At 66.8% G+C, this 15501-nt stretch carries 17 protein-coding genes; 14 read left to right on the top strand and 3 right to left on the bottom strand.

Features of this window, described 5'->3' with window-relative positions; translation table 11 throughout:
• The first annotated feature begins 57 nt into the window (after positions 1-57).
• The gene (locus YS110_09845) at positions 58-522 is read left to right on the top strand and encodes a MaoC family dehydratase (protein UJB65027.1); all 465 of its coding nucleotides are present in this window, start codon (positions 58-60) and stop codon (positions 520-522) included.
• 63 nt (positions 523-585) lie between these two features.
• On the opposite strand, the gene YS110_09840 is transcribed toward YS110_09845, so the two are convergent.
• Complete coding sequence (locus YS110_09840; protein UJB65026.1) at positions 586-1062, bottom strand: tRNA (cytidine(34)-2'-O)-methyltransferase; 477 nt, start codon at positions 1060-1062, stop codon at positions 586-588.
• A 29-nt stretch (positions 1063-1091) separates the two neighbouring features.
• Positions 1092-1802, bottom strand: a complete 711-nt coding sequence (locus YS110_09835) for a ComF family protein (GenBank protein ID UJB65025.1) — start codon at positions 1800-1802, stop codon at positions 1092-1094.
• A 26-nt stretch (positions 1803-1828) separates the two neighbouring features.
• Between YS110_09835 and YS110_09830 the strand changes: the two genes are divergently transcribed.
• From YS110_09830 to YS110_09780, 11 genes are all read left to right on the top strand, one after another.
• Positions 1829-2713, top strand: a complete 885-nt coding sequence (locus YS110_09830; protein UJB65024.1) for a biotin synthase — start codon at positions 1829-1831, stop codon at positions 2711-2713.
• 176 nt (positions 2714-2889) lie between these two features.
• Entirely contained in the window at positions 2890-4059 is a 1170-nt protein-coding gene (gene coxB, locus YS110_09825; protein ID UJB65023.1) for a cytochrome c oxidase subunit II, read from the top strand.
• Between the two features lie 16 nt (positions 4060-4075).
• The gene (gene ctaD, locus YS110_09820; protein ID UJB65022.1) at positions 4076-5689 is read left to right on the top strand and encodes a cytochrome c oxidase subunit I; all 1614 of its coding nucleotides are present in this window, start codon (positions 4076-4078) and stop codon (positions 5687-5689) included.
• Positions 5690-5807: 118 nt separating this feature from the next.
• On the top strand, positions 5808-6404 hold the full coding sequence (locus YS110_09815; protein UJB65021.1) for a cytochrome c oxidase assembly protein: 597 nt from the start codon (positions 5808-5810) through the stop codon (positions 6402-6404).
• A complete protein-coding gene (locus YS110_09810; GenBank protein ID UJB65020.1) occupies positions 6401-6601 on the top strand; it encodes a DUF2970 domain-containing protein in 201 nt (66 codons plus the stop codon). Before YS110_09815 ends, YS110_09810 begins: the two co-directional genes overlap by 4 nt.
• A gap of 23 nt (positions 6602-6624) precedes the next feature.
• Complete coding sequence (locus YS110_09805; protein ID UJB65019.1) at positions 6625-7506, top strand: cytochrome c oxidase subunit 3; 882 nt, start codon at positions 6625-6627, stop codon at positions 7504-7506.
• 72 nt (positions 7507-7578) lie between these two features.
• Complete coding sequence (locus YS110_09800) at positions 7579-8307, top strand: SURF1 family protein (GenBank protein ID UJB65018.1); 729 nt, start codon at positions 7579-7581, stop codon at positions 8305-8307.
• A gap of 40 nt (positions 8308-8347) precedes the next feature.
• Entirely contained in the window at positions 8348-8986 is a 639-nt protein-coding gene (locus YS110_09795; GenBank protein UJB67412.1) for a hypothetical protein, read from the top strand.
• Complete coding sequence (locus YS110_09790) at positions 8986-10152, top strand: COX15/CtaA family protein (GenBank protein UJB65017.1); 1167 nt, start codon at positions 8986-8988, stop codon at positions 10150-10152. Before YS110_09795 ends, YS110_09790 begins: the two co-directional genes overlap by 1 nt.
• Entirely contained in the window at positions 10149-11045 is an 897-nt protein-coding gene (locus tag YS110_09785) for a protoheme IX farnesyltransferase (protein ID UJB65016.1), read from the top strand. Before YS110_09790 ends, YS110_09785 begins: the two co-directional genes overlap by 4 nt.
• Positions 11046-11056: 11 nt before the next feature.
• Positions 11057-11668 carry an SCO family protein gene (locus YS110_09780; protein ID UJB65015.1) on the top strand — a complete coding sequence of 204 codons (612 nt, stop codon included), beginning with the start codon at positions 11057-11059 and terminating at the stop codon, positions 11666-11668.
• Between the two features lie 60 nt (positions 11669-11728).
• On the opposite strand, the gene rpoH is transcribed toward YS110_09780, so the two are convergent.
• Entirely contained in the window at positions 11729-12664 is a 936-nt protein-coding gene (gene rpoH, locus YS110_09775) for an RNA polymerase sigma factor RpoH (protein ID UJB65014.1), read from the bottom strand.
• A gap of 560 nt (positions 12665-13224) precedes the next feature.
• Between rpoH and YS110_09770 the strand changes: the two genes are divergently transcribed.
• Positions 13225-13383, top strand: coding sequence for a hypothetical protein (locus YS110_09770; protein UJB65013.1), 159 nt, complete (start codon positions 13225-13227; stop codon positions 13381-13383).
• Between the two features lie 235 nt (positions 13384-13618).
• Positions 13619-15499 (top strand): ATP-dependent endonuclease, encoded by a 1881-nt coding sequence (locus YS110_09765; GenBank protein ID UJB65012.1) that lies wholly within the window; start codon positions 13619-13621, stop codon positions 15497-15499.
• Positions 15500-15501: the final 2 nt, after the last annotated feature.

Here is a 15501-nt window from a genome sequence, read left to right as displayed (position 1 = left end):
GCCTGGATGTCACGCGGCCGACATGCCCGGCGCCTGGGGCGCCGCTACATTGAAGGCATGAAAACCTTCCAGACATATTCCGAAGTCATTGCCAGCGTAGGCCAGGAAGTGGCCGTGACCGACTGGATCACCATCACGCAGGAGCAGGTCAACCAGTTCGCCCAGGCCACGGGCGACCACCAGTGGATCCACGTCGATCCCGAGCGCGCGCGCTCCGGCCCGTTCGGCGCGCCCATCGCGCACGGCTTCCTCACGCTGTCGCTGATCCCGCGCTTCTTCGAGTCCGCCTTCGCCATCGAGGGCGCGCGCATGGGCGTCAACTACGGCCTCAACCGCGTGCGCTTCACCGCCCCCGTGCCCGTGGGCAGCCGCCTGCGCGCGCGCCTGACGCTGCAGGCCGCCGAAGCCCTGGAGCCCGAAGGCCTGCAGATGACTTGGCTGGTGACCGTGGAGCGCGAGGGCGCCGACAAGCCCGCCTGCGTGGCCGAATCGCTGGCGCGCAGCTACGGTGCGCGGGCCTGATGCCGGATTAACTCCTGATTCGATAGCTGCTGGCGCTTGCCAGCAAAGGGCTGGAGGCGTTTTTTACGCTTGATCTGGCATGGCGAAGCCGTTCTGCCGCCAGGCCTCGAACACCGTCACCGCCACGGCGTTGGACAGGTTCAGGCTGCGCTGGCCCGCCACCATCGGCAGGCGCAGGCGCTGGCCGGGCGCGAAGGTCTCGCGCAGCGCGGGCGCCAGGCCGCGTGTCTCGGCGCCGAAGATCAGCCAGTCGCCGGGCCGGAAGGCCGTGGCGTGCACCGGCTGCGCGCCGTGTGTGGTCATGGCGAACATGCGCGCCGGGTCGGGCCGTGCGTCGTGCAGGAAGCCGGGCCAGTCGGCATGGCGCAGCACGCGCGCGGTCTCGTGGTAGTCCAGCCCGGCGCGGCGCAGCAGGCGGTCTTCCATTGAAAAGCCCAGGGGCTCGACCAGGTGCAGGGCGCAGCCCGTGTTGGCGGCCAGCCGGATGACGTTGCCGGTGTTCGGCGGGATTTCGGGTTCGACCAGGACGATGTGGAACATGGCGCGTATTGTGCGGCCGCGCCGTGGTGTCAATCCTGCGGGGTGCGCGCCAGCACCAGCGCGGCAACGCGCGCCGCGCCGGCCTGGCGCAGCACGGCGGCGGCGGCCTGCAGCGTGGCGCCGGTGGTCATCACGTCATCGACCAGCAGCACCTGCCGCCCGGCCAGCTGCGCGGCGCGCAGCGGCTCCACGGCGAAGGCGCGCGCCAGGTTGCGCAGGCGCCGGGCGCGGTCCAGGCCGCTCTGGGCCGGGGTGTCGTGCAGGCGCAGCAGCAGGCCGGCCTGCACCCGCGCGGGCGCGAGCGCCTGTGCCAGCAGCAGGGCCTGGTTGAAGCCGCGCGTGCGCAGGCGCTGCGGTGCCAGGGGGATGGGCAGCACCAGTTCGGCGGCCTCCAGCGCGGGCTCGACCCAGGGCGTGCTGCGCAGCAGGGTCGCCAGGGTGCCGGCCCAGCCCGGGTCGCCATGGAACTTGAACGCCTGGAGCACGCCGGACCATGGGTAGCCGTAGTCCACGGCGGCGTGGCAGGCGTCCAGCCCGTTGGGGTGGCGCAGGCAGGCGCCGCAGTGCGCCACGCCTTCGGGAACGGCCAGGGCGCAGGTGCGGCAGCGCGGGCGCTGGCGGGCGAAGCGCCGCACGCAGTCGTCGCACAGGCGCTGCGCGGGCCAGGCGTGGCAAACGGCGCACTGGCTGGGCACTGTGCGCAGGGCCTGCGAAATCCCTTGCAGCCATGGGTGGGGCATCGGCTCAATATACTCGCCAGCTCCCCATGTCCGAGCAGCTTCCTCCCACCATCGATCCCGTGGCCGCCGCGCGCTGGCAGTCCGTGGCGCCCGCGGCGTCGCCCTGGCTGCATGAGGAGGTGGCGCGCCGCATGCAGGAGCGGCTGCAGTGGATCCGCCAGGCGCCCGCCGCCTGGTGCCACTGGGAGCCGGTGCGCGGCGGACTGGAAAGCCATGCCCTGGTGGCGCAGCGCTACCCGCAGGCGGCGTGCGCCGTGTACGAACACCCGGCGCGCGAGGCCGCGGCGCGCGAGGCCCTGGGTGCCCGGTGGTGGGCGCGCTGGCGCACGGCGGCGGCGCGCTTCGGCCTGCCCGATGCGGCCAGCGTGCAGATGCTCTGGTCCAACATGGCGCTGCACACGGCGGCCGATCCGCAGGCGCTGATCGCCCAGTGGCACCGCGCCATCGCCGTGGATGGCTTCCTCATGTTCTCCTGCCTGGGGCCGGACACCGTGCGCGAGCTGCATGCGCTGTACCGCGACCTGGGCTGGCCGCCCGCGGGCCATGCGCTGACCGACATGCACGACTGGGGCGACATGCTGGTGCAGGGCGGGTTTGCCGAGCCGGTGGTGGACATGGAGCGCATCACGCTGACGTTCGCCACGCCGCAGCGGGCGCTGCAGGAGCTGCGTGAGCTGGGGGTGAACCTGCACCCGCAGCGTTTCGCCGGGTTGCGCGGCCGGGGCTGGCGCGCGCGGCTGGAGCAGGCCATGGCGCAGCGCCTGGCGAGCCCGCGGCACGACGGGCAGATCGCGCTCACCTTCGAGGTCGTCTACGGCCACGCCTTCAAGCCCGCGCCCCGGGTGCGCGTGGAGGCGAGCAGCGCCATTTCGCTGCAGGACATGCGCGCCATGCTGCGCGAGCGCACCTAGCGCGCGTCGTCCATCAAGTCACCTGCGCCTTAACCCTATTCTGGGGTAATGAAAACCGAGTATTTCCCCTTGTCAATGATGTAGCGCAATGGGCGCTACAATTTTCATATAACGTACGCAGCTTCTCCCGGCATGGCGCCGTGGCATGTGGGCAGGGGCTATCCGGCGGGGGACATATGAGCACCATCTCCAACATGCTGGCGACTGGGCTGCTGCTGGCAGGCTCCTGGGCCAGCAGCGTCGCACATGCCGTGCAGGACCTGCCGGGCGGCCCTGCAGTGCGCCAGTTGAACCTCCATCCACCCGTGACGCGCATCGCGCAGGAGCAGCACTTCCTGCACTGGATGATGCTGGTCATCTGCACGCTGATCTTCGTCGCCGTGTTCGCGGTGATGTTCTACTCGATCTGGAAGCACCGCAAGTCGCGCGGCGCCCAGGCGGCGAATTTCCACGAGTCGGTGGTGGTGGAGCTGGCCTGGACCATCGTGCCCTTTCTCATCATCATCCTGATGGCGCTGCCCGCCACCAAGGTGCTGGTGGCGCAGAAGGACACGACGAACGCCGACCTGACCGTGAAGGTCACCGGCTACCAGTGGAAGTGGGGCTACGACTACCTGCGCGGCGAGGGCGAGGGGCTGGCCTATATCTCGACGCTCGACAGCAGCCACCGCGCCATGTCGAGCAGTGGCAACGTGGCGAACGCGCCCGCGGACTATCTGCTGAAGGTGGACTACCCGCTGGTGGTGCCGGTGGACAAGAAAGTGCGCGTGATCACCACGGCCAACGATGTGATCCACTCCTTCATGGTGCCGGCCTTCGGCATCAAGCAGGATGCCATTCCCGGCTTCGTGCGCGACACCTGGTTCCGCGCCGAGCGCGTGGGCGACTACTACGGCCAGTGCGCCGAGCTGTGCGGCAAGGAGCATGCGTACATGCCCATCCACGTGCGCGTGCTGTCGGCGCAGGACTATTCGGCCTGGGTGGCCGAGGAGAAGAAAAAGGCCGCCGCCAAGCAGGACGACCCGGCCAAGGTCTGGACGCTGGCCGACATCCTGCCGCGCGGCGAGAAGGTGTACGCCGCCAATTGCGCCGCCTGCCACCAGGCCAATGGCAAGGGCGCGGGCGCCATCAAGCCGCTGGACGGCTCGGCCATCGTGCGTGATGAGGACCATGCCAGGCAGCTGCAGGTGGTGCTGCGCGGCGCGGCCAATGGCGCCATGCCGTCGTGGAAAACACTGAGCGACACCGACCTGGCGGCCGTGGTCACATACACCAAGAATGCCTGGTCCAACCGCACGGGCCAGCTGGTGCAGCCCGCCGAGGTCGTGGCCCAGCGGGCGAAATAAGAGCGAGGAGCCGAAGATGAGCGCAGTTCTGGACACCCATGGCCACGCGGACGCGCACCACCCTGCGCCCACGGGCTGGCGCCGCTGGCTCTACGCCACCAACCACAAGGACATCGGCACGCTGTACATGCTGTTCGCCTTCACCATGCTGATGGTGGGCGGCGTGCTGGCCATGCTGATCCGCGCCGAGCTGTTCCAGCCGGGGCTGCAGATCGTCAACCCCGAGATGTTCAACCAGCTCACCACCATGCACGGCATCATCATGGTGTTCGGGGCCATCATGCCGGCCTTCGTGGGCTTCGCGAACTGGATGATTCCGCTGCAGATCGGCGCGTCCGACATGGCGTTCGCGCGCATGAACAACTTCAGCTTCTGGCTCATGGTGCCGGCGGCGCTGCTGCTGGTGGGCTCGTTCTTCCTGCCCGGCGGCGCGCCAGCGGCGGGCTGGACGCTGTACGCGCCGCTGTCGCTGCAGATGGGCCCGTCGATGGACGCGGCCATCTTCTCGCTGCACATCCTCGGGGCCAGCTCCATCATGGGGGCGATCAACATCATCGTCACCATCCTGAACATGCGCGCGCCGGGCATGACGCTGATGAAGATGCCCATGTTCTGCTGGACCTGGCTCATCACCGCCTACCTGCTGATCGCCGTCATGCCGGTGCTGGCGGGCGCCATCACCATGACGCTGACCGACCGCCACTTCGGCACCAGCTTCTTCAGCGCCGCGGGCGGGGGCGACCCGGTGATGTACCAGCACATCTTCTGGTTCTTCGGCCACCCCGAGGTGTACATCATGATCCTGCCGGCCTTCGGCATCATCAGCCAGGTGGTGCCGGTGTTCAGCCGCAAGAAGCTGTTCGGCTACGCCTCCATGGTGTACGCCACCTCGTCCATCGCCATCCTGTCGTTCATCGTCTGGGCGCACCACATGTTCACCACCGGCATGCCGGTGACGGGGCAACTGTTCTTCATGTACGCCACCATGCTGATCTCCGTGCCCACGGGCGTGAAGGTGTTCAACTGGGTGGCCACCATGTGGCGCGGCTCGATGACGTTCGAGACGCCCATGCTGTTCGCCGTGGGCTTCATCTTCGTGTTCTCCATCGGCGGCTTCACCGGGCTGATCCTGGCCATGGCGCCGCTGGACATCCAACTGCAGGACACCTACTACGTGGTGGCGCATTTCCACTACGTGCTGGTGGCGGGTTCGCTGTTCGCGCTGTTCTCGGGCGCCTACTACTGGCTGCCGAAGTGGACGGGCGTGATGTACAGCGAGACGCGCGGGCGCATCCATTTCTGGGGCTCGCTCATCACCTTCAACGTCACTTTCTTCCCCATGCACTTCCTGGGGCTGGCGGGCATGCCGCGCCGCTATGCCGACTACCCCATGCAGTTTGCCGACTTCAACATGGTGGCTTCCATTGGTGGCCTGGGCTTCGGGCTGATGCAGGTGTATTTCTTCCTCGCCATCATCCTGCCCGCCATGCGCGGGCGCGGGCCGAAGGCGCCGCAAAGCCCGTGGGAGGGCGCCGAGGGGCTGGAGTGGGAAGTGCCATCGCCCGCGCCCGCGCACACCTTCGTCACCCCGCCCAGGCTTGATGCCAGCGCCACGCGCGTGATCGGCTGAAAGGAGGTCCCTCATGGAAAAGAGCAACCTGCGGCTGGCCCTGATCCTGGCGAGCGTGGCCCTGGTCTTCTTCCTGGGTTTCATCGCCAGGATGGCCTGGGGCAGCTAGGAGCGCACCATGGGCATGCCACGCGAAAACAGGGCGATGCTGGCCAAGCTGGGCGTGGTGGCGCTGGGCATGTTCGCCTTCGGCTACGGGCTGGTGCCGCTGTACCAGCGCATCTGCGAGGCCACGGGCATCAACATCCTGGCCCTGTCGGAGCGCCAGGTGCCCGGCAACGCCACGGCGCAGCCCGCCAATACCCAGGTGGATACCAGCCGCACCATCACCGTCGAGTTCGACGCCAATGCGCACGGCCCCTGGGTCTTCAAGCCCGCGCAGCCGGCCTTGCAGGTGCACCCGGGGGAGCTCGCCACCGTGGTGTACGAGTTCCAGAACGTGCAGGACCGCCGCATGGCCGCCCAGGCCGTGCCCAGCTACGCGCCACGCCAGGCGGCGGCGTACTTCAACAAGCTGGAGTGCTTCTGCTTCAACCAGTACCAGCTCGACCCGGGCGAGAAGCGCCAGTGGCCGGTGACCTTCGTGGTCGATCCGCGCATCTCGCACGACGTCAAGACCATCACCCTGTCCTACACCTTCTTCGAGGTGGGCGGGCGCGCGTTGCCCGCGCCGCAGGCGGCGGTGTCCTTGCCGGGCGCGGAGGCCGGGTCATGAACGCGCCGCCGCCACGCAAGGGCTCGTTCCTGCGCACGGTGCAGGCGGTGGCCTGGTCGCTCATCGGCCTGCGCCAGCACAGCGCCTACCAGCAGGACATCGAGAAGCTGCACCCGCTGCACATCGTGCTGGTCGGCCTGGTGGCCCTGCTGCTGTTCGTGGCCGGGCTGATCGCGTTGGTGAAGTGGATCGTTTGAATGGACATGAGAGGAGCGCAGACATGAGTGCAAGCACCCCCGGCGCAACGCCGCACTACTACGTGCCCGCCGACTCCCGCCACCCCATCATGGCGGCGGGCGGCCTGTTCTTCGTCATCCTCGGCGCCACCATGTGGATCAACGGCCATGGTTGGGGCGCGTATTCGCTGGGCCTGGGGCTGGCCTGGTGGCTGTTCGTGCTGTACCAGTGGATGCGCGACGCCGCGCGCGAGAGCGAGGGCGGGCTGTACGGCCGGCGCATCGACCTGTCGTACCGCTGGAGCATGAGCTGGTTCATCTTCTCCGAGGTCATGTTCTTCGGCGCCTTCTTCACCGCCCTGTGGTGGGCGCGCGCGCACTCGGTGCCGCAGCTCGCCAATCTTGACAACGCGCTGCTGTGGCCGGATTTCAAGGCGGTCTGGCCGAGCAGCGGCGTGGGCGTCACGGCGTCGCCCGCAGGCATCGTCGAGCCGTTCCAGACCGTGGGGCCGCTGTGGCTGCCGACCATCAACACGGCGCTGCTGCTGACCTCGGGCGTCACGCTCACCATCGCCCACCACGCGCTGCGGCTGGGCCAGCGCGCGCGCACCATCGGCCTCATGTGGGTCACCGTGCTGCTCGGGGCCGCGTTTCTGGTGCTGCAAGCCTACGAGTACCACCACCTCTACACCGAACTGAACCTCAAGCTCAGCTCGGGCGTCTTCGGCTCCACCTTCTTCATGCTCACCGGCTTCCACGGCTTCCACGTCTTCCTAGGCATGCTGATGCTGCTGTTCATCACCCTGCGCCTGCACAGCGGCCACTTCACCGCGCAGCGCCACTTCGGCTTCGAGGGCGCCGTGTGGTACTGGCACTTCGTCGATGTGGTGTGGCTGGGGCTGTACCTGCTGGTGTACTGGTTCTGAAACTCCTCTTTTGATAGCTGTCAGCGCTTGTCTGGTAAGCGCTGGAGGCCATTTTTGCTAGTATCTGGCCACATGCTTCGCACCGTCTCTCCGCGCTGGCGCTTTGCTCTGGTCACGGCCGCTGCCCTGGCGGGGGTGCTGGCCACGGCGTCCCTGGGGTTCTGGCAGCTCGACCGGGCCGCGCAGAAGGAGGCGCTGCAAGCGGCCATGGACGCGCGGGCGCGGCAGGACGCCGCCGATGGCGCGCCCGCCATCGAGGCGCTGGCGCCGCCCGATCGCCTGCATCGCGCCGTGCACCTGCAGGGCCGCTGGCAGGCAGAACACACGGTGTACCTGGACAACCGGCAGATGCAGGGGCGGCCCGGCTTCTACGTGCTCACGCCGCTGCGGCTCGAGCCCGGCCCCGGCGTGGTGCTGGTCCAGCGCGGCTGGATTGCGCGCGACTTCCAGGAGCGCACGCGCCTGGCGCCGGTGGAAACGCCCACAGGCCTGGTGCGCATCGCCGGGCGCGTGGCCGCCGCGCCTTCGCGCCTGTACGACTTCGCGCCCGCCGCGGCTGAGCCAGGGTCTTCGCCCATCCGGCAGAATCTCGACCTCGACGCCTTCCGCGCCCGCACCGGGCTGGACCTGGCACCCTGGACCGTCGTGCAGACGGGCGCGCCCAGCGAAGGGCTGCTGCGCGACTGGCCGTCCGTGGGGCCGGGCGTGCACAAGCACTACGGCTACGCATTCCAATGGTTCGGGCTTTGCGGCCTGATGGCACTGCTTTATGTCTGGTTCCAATTCGTCCGACGCACTTGACGCTGGCGCGCGCAGCGGCTTGCAGCCCCTGGGGCTGACCGTGCACAGCCTGCCCGTGGTCGAGGAAGCCCTGGCGGCGCAGCGCGCGCGCCAGGGCCGCTGGAAGATGCTCGGCGTGCTGCTGGCCTGCGCCGCGCCCGTGATTGCCTCCTACTTTGCCTACTACGTGGTGCGGCCCGAAGGGCGGCGCAACTACGGCGAGCTGGTGCAGCCGCAGCGCCCCATGCCCGCCATGGCCGCGCAGGCGCTCGACGGCAGCACGCAGCCCCTGGCGGCGCTGCAGGGGCAATGGCTGCTCGTGAGCGTGGCGGGTGGCGCCTGCGATGCGCAGTGCCAGGGCAACCTGTACCTGCAGCGCCAGTTGCGCGAGAGCCTGGGCAAGGACAAGGAGCGGGTGGACTGGGTCTGGCTTGTCACCGACGGCGCGCCCATTCCTGCCGCCATCGGGCCCGCCTTGCAGCCCGCCCGCGTGCTGCGCGTGGACGGCGCCGCGCTGGCGCGCTGGCTGGCCCCGGCGTCGGGCCATGCGCTGGCCGAGCACCTGTACGTGGTCGATCCGCAAGGGCACTGGATGCTGCGCTTTCCCGCGCGCATGGACGCCAAGGACGCCGTGCGTGCGCGGCGCGACCTTGACCGCCTGCTGCGCGCCTCGGCCTCGTGGGACCCGCCGGGGCGCTGATGGACACCCCGCCGCTGTACGACCTGGCGCCGCTGGCGCGCCTGATGCTGCTGGGCGCGGCCATCGCGCTCGCGCCGCTGGCCTGGGTGCACTGGCGCAGCCGCCACCATGCGCCGCACGATGCGCCAGTGCGGCGCTGGCAGGCGCTGGCCCTGCTCACGCTGTTCCTCACCTTCGACCTGGTGCTGTTCGGCGCCTTCACGCGCTTGACCGACTCGGGCCTGGGCTGCCCCGACTGGCCCGGCTGCTATGGCCACGCCAGCCCGGTTGGCGCCCAGCCGCAGATCGCCGCCGCCCAGCAGGCCCTGCCGTCCGGCCCGGTCACGCACGGCAAGGCCTGGGTGGAGATGGTGCACCGCTACCTGGCCACGGCGGTGGGCGTGCTCATCATCGCGCTCACCGTGGGTGCCTGGCGCCAGCGCAAGCGCGGCGGGCCGGATGCGCCCAGCCCCTGGTGGGCCACGGCCACCCTGGTGTGGGTGTGCCTGCAGGGCGCCTTTGGCGCGCTCACCGTGACCATGAAGCTGTTTCCCGCCATCGTCACCCTGCACCTGCTCGGTGGCGTGGTGCTGCTGGTGCTGCTGTGCGTGCAGGCCGTGCGCCAGGCGCAACGTGTTCAGGGCGTGGCACCCGTGCCGGTGGCGTGCGGCCTGCGCGCGGCGCTGTGGCTGTGCGCTGCTCTGCTGGCCGGGCAGATCGCGCTGGGCGGCTGGGTCAGCACCAACTACGCGGTGCTGGCCTGCAGCAGCTTCCCGCAGTGCCAGGGCAGCTGGTGGCCCGAGATGGCGTGGCACGAGGCCTTCGTGCTGTGGCGCCCGCTGGGCCTGCTGCCCGATGGCAGCCATCTGCCGTTCGCCGCGCTCACGGCCATCCACTACGCGCACCGGCTGGCCGCCTATGCCGTGCTGGCGGCGCTGCTGCTGCTGGCCTGGCGGCTGGGGCGCGTGCCCGCGCTGCGGCCGCAGCGGCGCTGGCTGGCCGGCCTGGCGCTGCTGCAGCTCGCCACCGGGCTGTCCAACGTCGTGCTCGGCTGGCCGCTGCTGGCCGCCGTGCTGCATACCGGGGGCGCCGCGGCCCTGGCCCTGGTGCTGGCCTGGACGCTGTGCGCCAGCCGCGCGGCCCCCGTTTCCCTTGCGCCTGCGGGCGCGAACCGAGTTCCTGCATGAGTGCCGTTGCCTCCCAGTCGCTGCCTTCGCGGCTGTCCCAGTTCTACGTGCTGACCAAGCCGCGCGTGGTGCAGCTCATCGTCTTCTGCGCCTTCATCGGCATGGTGCTGGCCGTGCCCGGCATGCCCTCGGGCGCCCAGTGGGGGCTGATGGCGCTGGCCAGCCTGGGCATCTGGCTGGTGGCCGGGGCGGCGGCGGCGTTCAACTGCCTGGTGGAGCGCGGCATCGACGCGCGCATGAAGCGCACCGCCTGGCGCCCCACGGCGCGGGGCGAGCTGACGAGCCTGCAGGCGCTGGCGTTCTCCAGCCTGCTGTGCGTGGCCGGCTCGGCCCTGCTGTACTGGGCGGTGAACCCGCTGACCATGTGGCTCACGCTGGCCACCTTCGTTGGCTACGCGGTGGTCTACACCCTGGTGCTCAAGCCGCTGACGCCGCAGAACATCGTCATCGGCGGCGCCTCCGGGGCCATGCCGCCGGTGCTCGGCTGGTCTGCCATGACGGGGGACGTGGGGCCCGAGGCGCTGATCCTGTTCCTCATCATCTTCCTGTGGACGCCGCCGCATTTCTGGGCCCTGGCGCTGTACCGCGTGGAGGACTACCGCAAGTCCGGCCTGCCCATGCTGCCGGTGACGCACGGGAACGAATTCACGCGCCTGCAGGTCTTTCTCTATACCTTGATCCTGTTCGCGGGCTGCCTCATGCCTTTTGTGTATGGTATGAGCTCGTGGATCTACCTTGCTGCGGCGGTGCTCCTGGGCCTGGGCTTCTGCGGCTACGGCTTCGCGCTGTGGCGCAGGTACTCCGATACGCTGGCGCGCAAGACCTTCCGTTTTTCCCTGATCCACCTGAGCCTGCTGTTCGCGGCACTGCTGGTGGATCACTACGTTCTGTGATGTGGAGTGGCATGCTCAAACGCGATGCTCTTAGATTGATAGCTGGTAGCGCTTTATCCATGGGCGCTGCAGCCATTTTGGCTGCATGTTCGGAAAAGAAGGCGCAGTTCCGCGGCGTGGACGTGACGGGCGCGGACTACGCCCGCGACCTGCCGCTGCCCGACCACAACGGCCAGATGCGCAGCCTCCAGGACTTCCGCGGCAAGGCCGTGGTGGTGTTCTTCGGCTACACGCAGTGCCCCGACGTATGCCCCACCTCGCTGCAGGAACTGGTGGAGGCCAAGCAACTGCTGGGCGCCGAGGGGGAGCGGCTGCAGGGCATTTTCGTCACCGTGGACCCCGAGCGCGACACCGCCGAAATGCTCAAGTCCTACATGGGCAGCTTCGACCCGAGCTTCCTGGCGCTGCGCGGCTCGCCCGAGCAGCTCGCTGCGGTGGCCAAGGACTTCAAGGTCTACTACAAGCGCGTCGAGGGCAAGACGCCCACCAGCTACACCATGGACCACTCGGCCGGCAGCTACGTCTACGACCCGGCCGGGCGGCTGCGCGTGTACCACCGCTACGGCAGCGGCCCGCAGGCACTGGCCGAGGACGTGCGCACGCTGCTGCGCGAGACGCCGTAAAAAAACGAGGCGCACGGCTCGAACGGGCGGTGCGCCTTGGCGGAAGCGGGCAGGGTCGCGTCAGGCGTACTCGGCCAGCGACTTTTTCATCTTCTTCATCGCGGCCACCTCGATCTGGCGGATGCGCTCGGCGCTCACGCCGTACACGGCGGCCAGCTCGTGCAGCGTCATGCCGCCGGAGCCGTCATCGTTCACCTTCAGCCAGCGCTCCTGCACGATGTGGCGGCTGCGCTCGTCCAGGCCGGCCAGCGCCTGGGCGATGCCGTCGGTGGCCAGCATGTCGCGCTGGCGCGACTCGATCATCGCCGTCGGCTCGTGCGCCTTGTCCGACAGGTAGGCGATGGGGCCGTAGGCCTGCTCGCCGTCGTCCGAGGGGCTCGGGTCCAGCAGCACGTCGCCGCCGGCCAGGCGCGTTTCCATCTCGATGACTTCCTCGCGCTTGACGTTGAGCTGCTCGGCCACCAGGTCGATCTCGTGCTCCGACAGGCTCTCGCGGTGCGCGCCGGCGTCCAGCGCCTCGGCCTTGAAGCCCTGCTTCATCGAGCGCAGGTTGAAGAACAGCTTGCGCTGCGCCTTGGTGGTGGCCACCTTGACCATGCGCCAGTTCTTCAGGATGTATTCGTGGATCTCGGCCTTGATCCAGTGCATGGCGTAGCTCACCAGGCGCACGCCCTGGTCGGGGTCGAAGCGCTTGACGGCCTTCATCAGCCCCACGTTGCCTTCCTGGATCAGGTCGCCCTGCGGCAGGCCGTAGCCCAGGTACTGGCGCGAGATCGACACCACCAGGCGCAGGTGCGACATCACCAGGCGCCCGGCCGCGTCCAGGTCGTTGTGCTCCTTGAGGCGGCGCGCGTAGTCCTGCTCCTCCTCGGGGGTGAGCAGTGGCAGCCGGTTGACGGCCGAGATGTAGGCGTCGAGGTTGCCCAGCGGGGGCACCAGCGCCCAGGGATTGGCAGGCGCCAGGGCGGTCGCGGCGGGAGCGGAGACAGCGGCCATTGCACGATTCCTTTCTTCCAGACGGGCCATGTTAGCACTCTGTGTGAGAGAGTGCTAAGACCAAAGTTCCCCAAGGGTTGATGTCGAGGCGCGGTGAGTCTTGTACTCTTTTCACTTGTCGATTTCCGCTGTCGATTTCCACTGAGTTTTGTACTTTTTTCTTTGAGTTTTGTACTTCTGGTACATGCTGTGGCGTCGATAACTCTATGAATTAAAATGGATTTTTCTTCGGTCGCTCAGTTTTGCGAGCGGTGTTTTGCTTAAATTTTAAGCAGATCTTCAGGAGCAGCTATACCGCTAGCTGCCTTAGTTCTGGAGGACATGGAGCTGGGTTGGCTCACTCTGTTCATTCAGAAAGTGGAAGCCATGCCTTGGAGCGTAGGAGGCAGGTGAGGTAGGTGTCTATCCTCCCCTTTTGGGATCGGACTTGGCTAGAGGCTGCCTGCTTTAGCCGAAGCCTGTTCGAGGGGCCGCTTTGGCGCCAGAATGCGCGATCACGACAAAGATCCGAAGGTGTGGCTGCTTTAGGCTGGGAGCTGCCTTTCGGGTCGGCACTTTGAGTGACCGCCGAGACCGAAACCTGTCACAAAAAGGTCAATAAGACGGATGACTGCTGCACCTTCCTGACCCGTCACTCGGTCAATGCCGCCGACGCGATGGCCCTCGAACGACTCTTTCTGCTCTCGACAACCAGCCAAATCCGACTCGGAGCGGCCTGACGCAGGCCGAGATTGCAGACGTTCGGTAACTCGCTGGCACAGTCGGACGCGAGACTAAGCAACGACGGTGGTGTGCTCCCCCTCGTAGGTCATGCACAATGCTCGCGGTTGCGAAGCGCAGTTTGTTTGCGCGCAGATTAAGCTGGCGATTGACCGCGGCGGCGGGGACCATCGGATAACCCGAGCAGCCCCCTTTCCGAGTACGAGCGGTCCATCAAGGGAGGACTTAACAGCAATGAAGATTCAGTCAGTTCGAATCAAGAACTTCCGCACTCTGAAAGACGTGACGATTCCTTTCGATTCCGTTACGACCTTCATCGGGCCGAACGGCGCCGGCAAGTCAACCGTGCTTCGTGCGCTTGACTGGTTCTTCAATGGCAAGCCCGGTTCTATTACGGAGAAGGATTGTTCGTTCGGTGCGACTACCGAGAAGGTAGAGGTTCAAGTTACCTTCACCGATCTGACCGACAAGGACCGCGAAGCACTTGGTAAGTACGCACCGAACGGCGTTACCACGTTCACAGTATGGAAGATTCGGTCGCCCGACGGTGCCGAGGTGCTTTCGGCAAATGCAAAGGGCTTTCCGGACTTCAATGAGATCAAGGCAGCAAGCAGTGCAACCGCAAAGAAGGAGCTGTACGCAGCGCTTCGCACCACCCGAGCGGGGCTGAATCTCCCTGCTGCCAATACCGGGACGGCGGTCGAGCAGGCGATGACGGCTTGGGAGTCTGCACACACCGATCAGCTTGTCGATGCTCAAGAAGCGCTGCAGACCAACTTCTTCGGCTTCAACAGTGGTGGAAAGATGAGCGGTCTCTTCGACTTTGTTCTCGTCACTGCCGACCTTCGCGCTAGCGAGGAGTCGATCGACGGCAAAGCGAGCATCATCGGGCGAATCCTTGAGCGTTCGGTTGATCGCACGGCCGCTGATGGCGAGATCGCCAAGATCGTCGAAGAGTCGCGCGCCAAGCAACAGCAGGTCTACGAGGAGAAGTTCAAGGCGCAACTCGATGCCATGACTACCCAACTCAACGAGATCGTAAAGACTTACTCTCCGGGGCGTGCTGTCACTGTGTCACCGGCCCAGGTGGAGCTCAAGGCATCTCGCACGACCTTCGACGTGAGCGTGCTGGATGGCTCAACAGAGACCGCTGTGGAGCGACAAGGGCATGGCTTTCAGCGCACGATTCTGATTTCGGCACTCCAGCTCTTGGCGCAGTCGGGTGCAGCCTCGGCGGAGGGTGTCATCTGTCTGGCGATCGAAGAGCCGGAACTCTTTCAACACCCGATCCAGGCCCAGGCTTTTGCAAAGGTACTCCGGTCTCTCGCGGAGGACACCGGGAAGCGAATTCAAGTGACATATGCGACTCACAGCCCCTACTTCCTTGAGGCTCGCAACTTTGACCAAGTCCGTCGGCTAACCAGATCTGCTGACGAGCAACCCGTGGTTAACGTCCATTTCGCAACGGTCGCAGATGTGAAGGCCAAGCTCAGTGGGACGGTTGATGCTGATCAGGTTGCTCGCCAACTGGATGGAGTGGTTACTGGTCGGCTCGCTGTCGCGCTTTTCGCCGCGCGTGCACTACTGGTCGAGGGAGACACAGAGACCGCCGTGTTCTACGGAATCGGTGATCGGGATGCCGTAGGGAGGCTCGAATCACAAGGACTGTCAATAGTTCCTGCTGGTGGTAAAGGCGGAATCCCACTTGCTCATGCCATCCTCACCAGCCTTGGAATTCCGACCTACGTCGTCTTCGACGGAGACGGTGGCTTCGAGATGCGGGCGAAGACAGCGGGCAAGCAGCAGACCGTTATAGACGGCGAGAGAACGAAGTTCTCGACAGAGAACCGGCGGCTCCTGAAGTACCTGGGCGAGACAGAAGTTGACTTCCCATCAGAACAAATCGGTGATCGCTTGGCGACGATGAGCGACCACCTCGAAAGCTACCTAGTGTCCAACTGGCCGGAGTGGGCCGCGTCTTGTGCGGAGATTGAAGCTGCGGCTGGAATCCAGTTAGCGAAAAATCAATACGCGTATCGGACTGCGACACTTGAGGCGAAAGGACCCGTCCCAGAGATGCTCAAGCAGATTTTGATGAAGGCGGGGGAAGCGTAACC

Source organism: Acidovorax sp. YS12, from assembly GCA_021496925.1.
Lineage (GTDB): Bacteria > Pseudomonadota > Gammaproteobacteria > Burkholderiales > Burkholderiaceae_C > Paenacidovorax.
Note: the sequence above shows the minus strand (reverse complement) of the source record. Positions and strands in the feature narration are given on the sequence as shown.

Bases quoted from the DNA above. Each gene is read 5' to 3' on its own strand.
- YS110_09845 (UJB65027.1), top strand. From the start codon at position 58: ATGAAAACCTTCCAGACATATTCCGAAGTCATTGCCAGCGTAGGCCAG.
- YS110_09840 (UJB65026.1), bottom strand. From the start codon at position 1,062: ATGTTCCACATCGTCCTGGTCGAACCCGAAATCCCGCCGAACACCGGC.
- YS110_09835 (UJB65025.1), bottom strand. From the start codon at position 1,802: ATGCCCCACCCATGGCTGCAAGGGATTTCGCAGGCCCTGCGCACAGTG.
- YS110_09830 (UJB65024.1), top strand. From the start codon at position 1,829: ATGTCCGAGCAGCTTCCTCCCACCATCGATCCCGTGGCCGCCGCGCGC.
- coxB (UJB65023.1), top strand. From the start codon at position 2,890: ATGAGCACCATCTCCAACATGCTGGCGACTGGGCTGCTGCTGGCAGGC.
- ctaD (UJB65022.1), top strand. From the start codon at position 4,076: ATGAGCGCAGTTCTGGACACCCATGGCCACGCGGACGCGCACCACCCT.
- YS110_09815 (UJB65021.1), top strand. From the start codon at position 5,808: ATGGGCATGCCACGCGAAAACAGGGCGATGCTGGCCAAGCTGGGCGTG.
- YS110_09810 (UJB65020.1), top strand. From the start codon at position 6,401: ATGAACGCGCCGCCGCCACGCAAGGGCTCGTTCCTGCGCACGGTGCAG.
- YS110_09805 (UJB65019.1), top strand. From the start codon at position 6,625: ATGAGTGCAAGCACCCCCGGCGCAACGCCGCACTACTACGTGCCCGCC.
- YS110_09800 (UJB65018.1), top strand. From the start codon at position 7,579: ATGCTTCGCACCGTCTCTCCGCGCTGGCGCTTTGCTCTGGTCACGGCC.
- YS110_09790 (UJB65017.1), top strand. From the start codon at position 8,986: ATGGACACCCCGCCGCTGTACGACCTGGCGCCGCTGGCGCGCCTGATG.
- YS110_09785 (UJB65016.1), top strand. From the start codon at position 10,149: ATGAGTGCCGTTGCCTCCCAGTCGCTGCCTTCGCGGCTGTCCCAGTTC.
- YS110_09780 (UJB65015.1), top strand. From the start codon at position 11,057: ATGCTCAAACGCGATGCTCTTAGATTGATAGCTGGTAGCGCTTTATCC.
- rpoH (UJB65014.1), bottom strand. From the start codon at position 12,664: ATGGCCGCTGTCTCCGCTCCCGCCGCGACCGCCCTGGCGCCTGCCAAT.
- YS110_09765 (UJB65012.1), top strand. From the start codon at position 13,619: ATGAAGATTCAGTCAGTTCGAATCAAGAACTTCCGCACTCTGAAAGAC.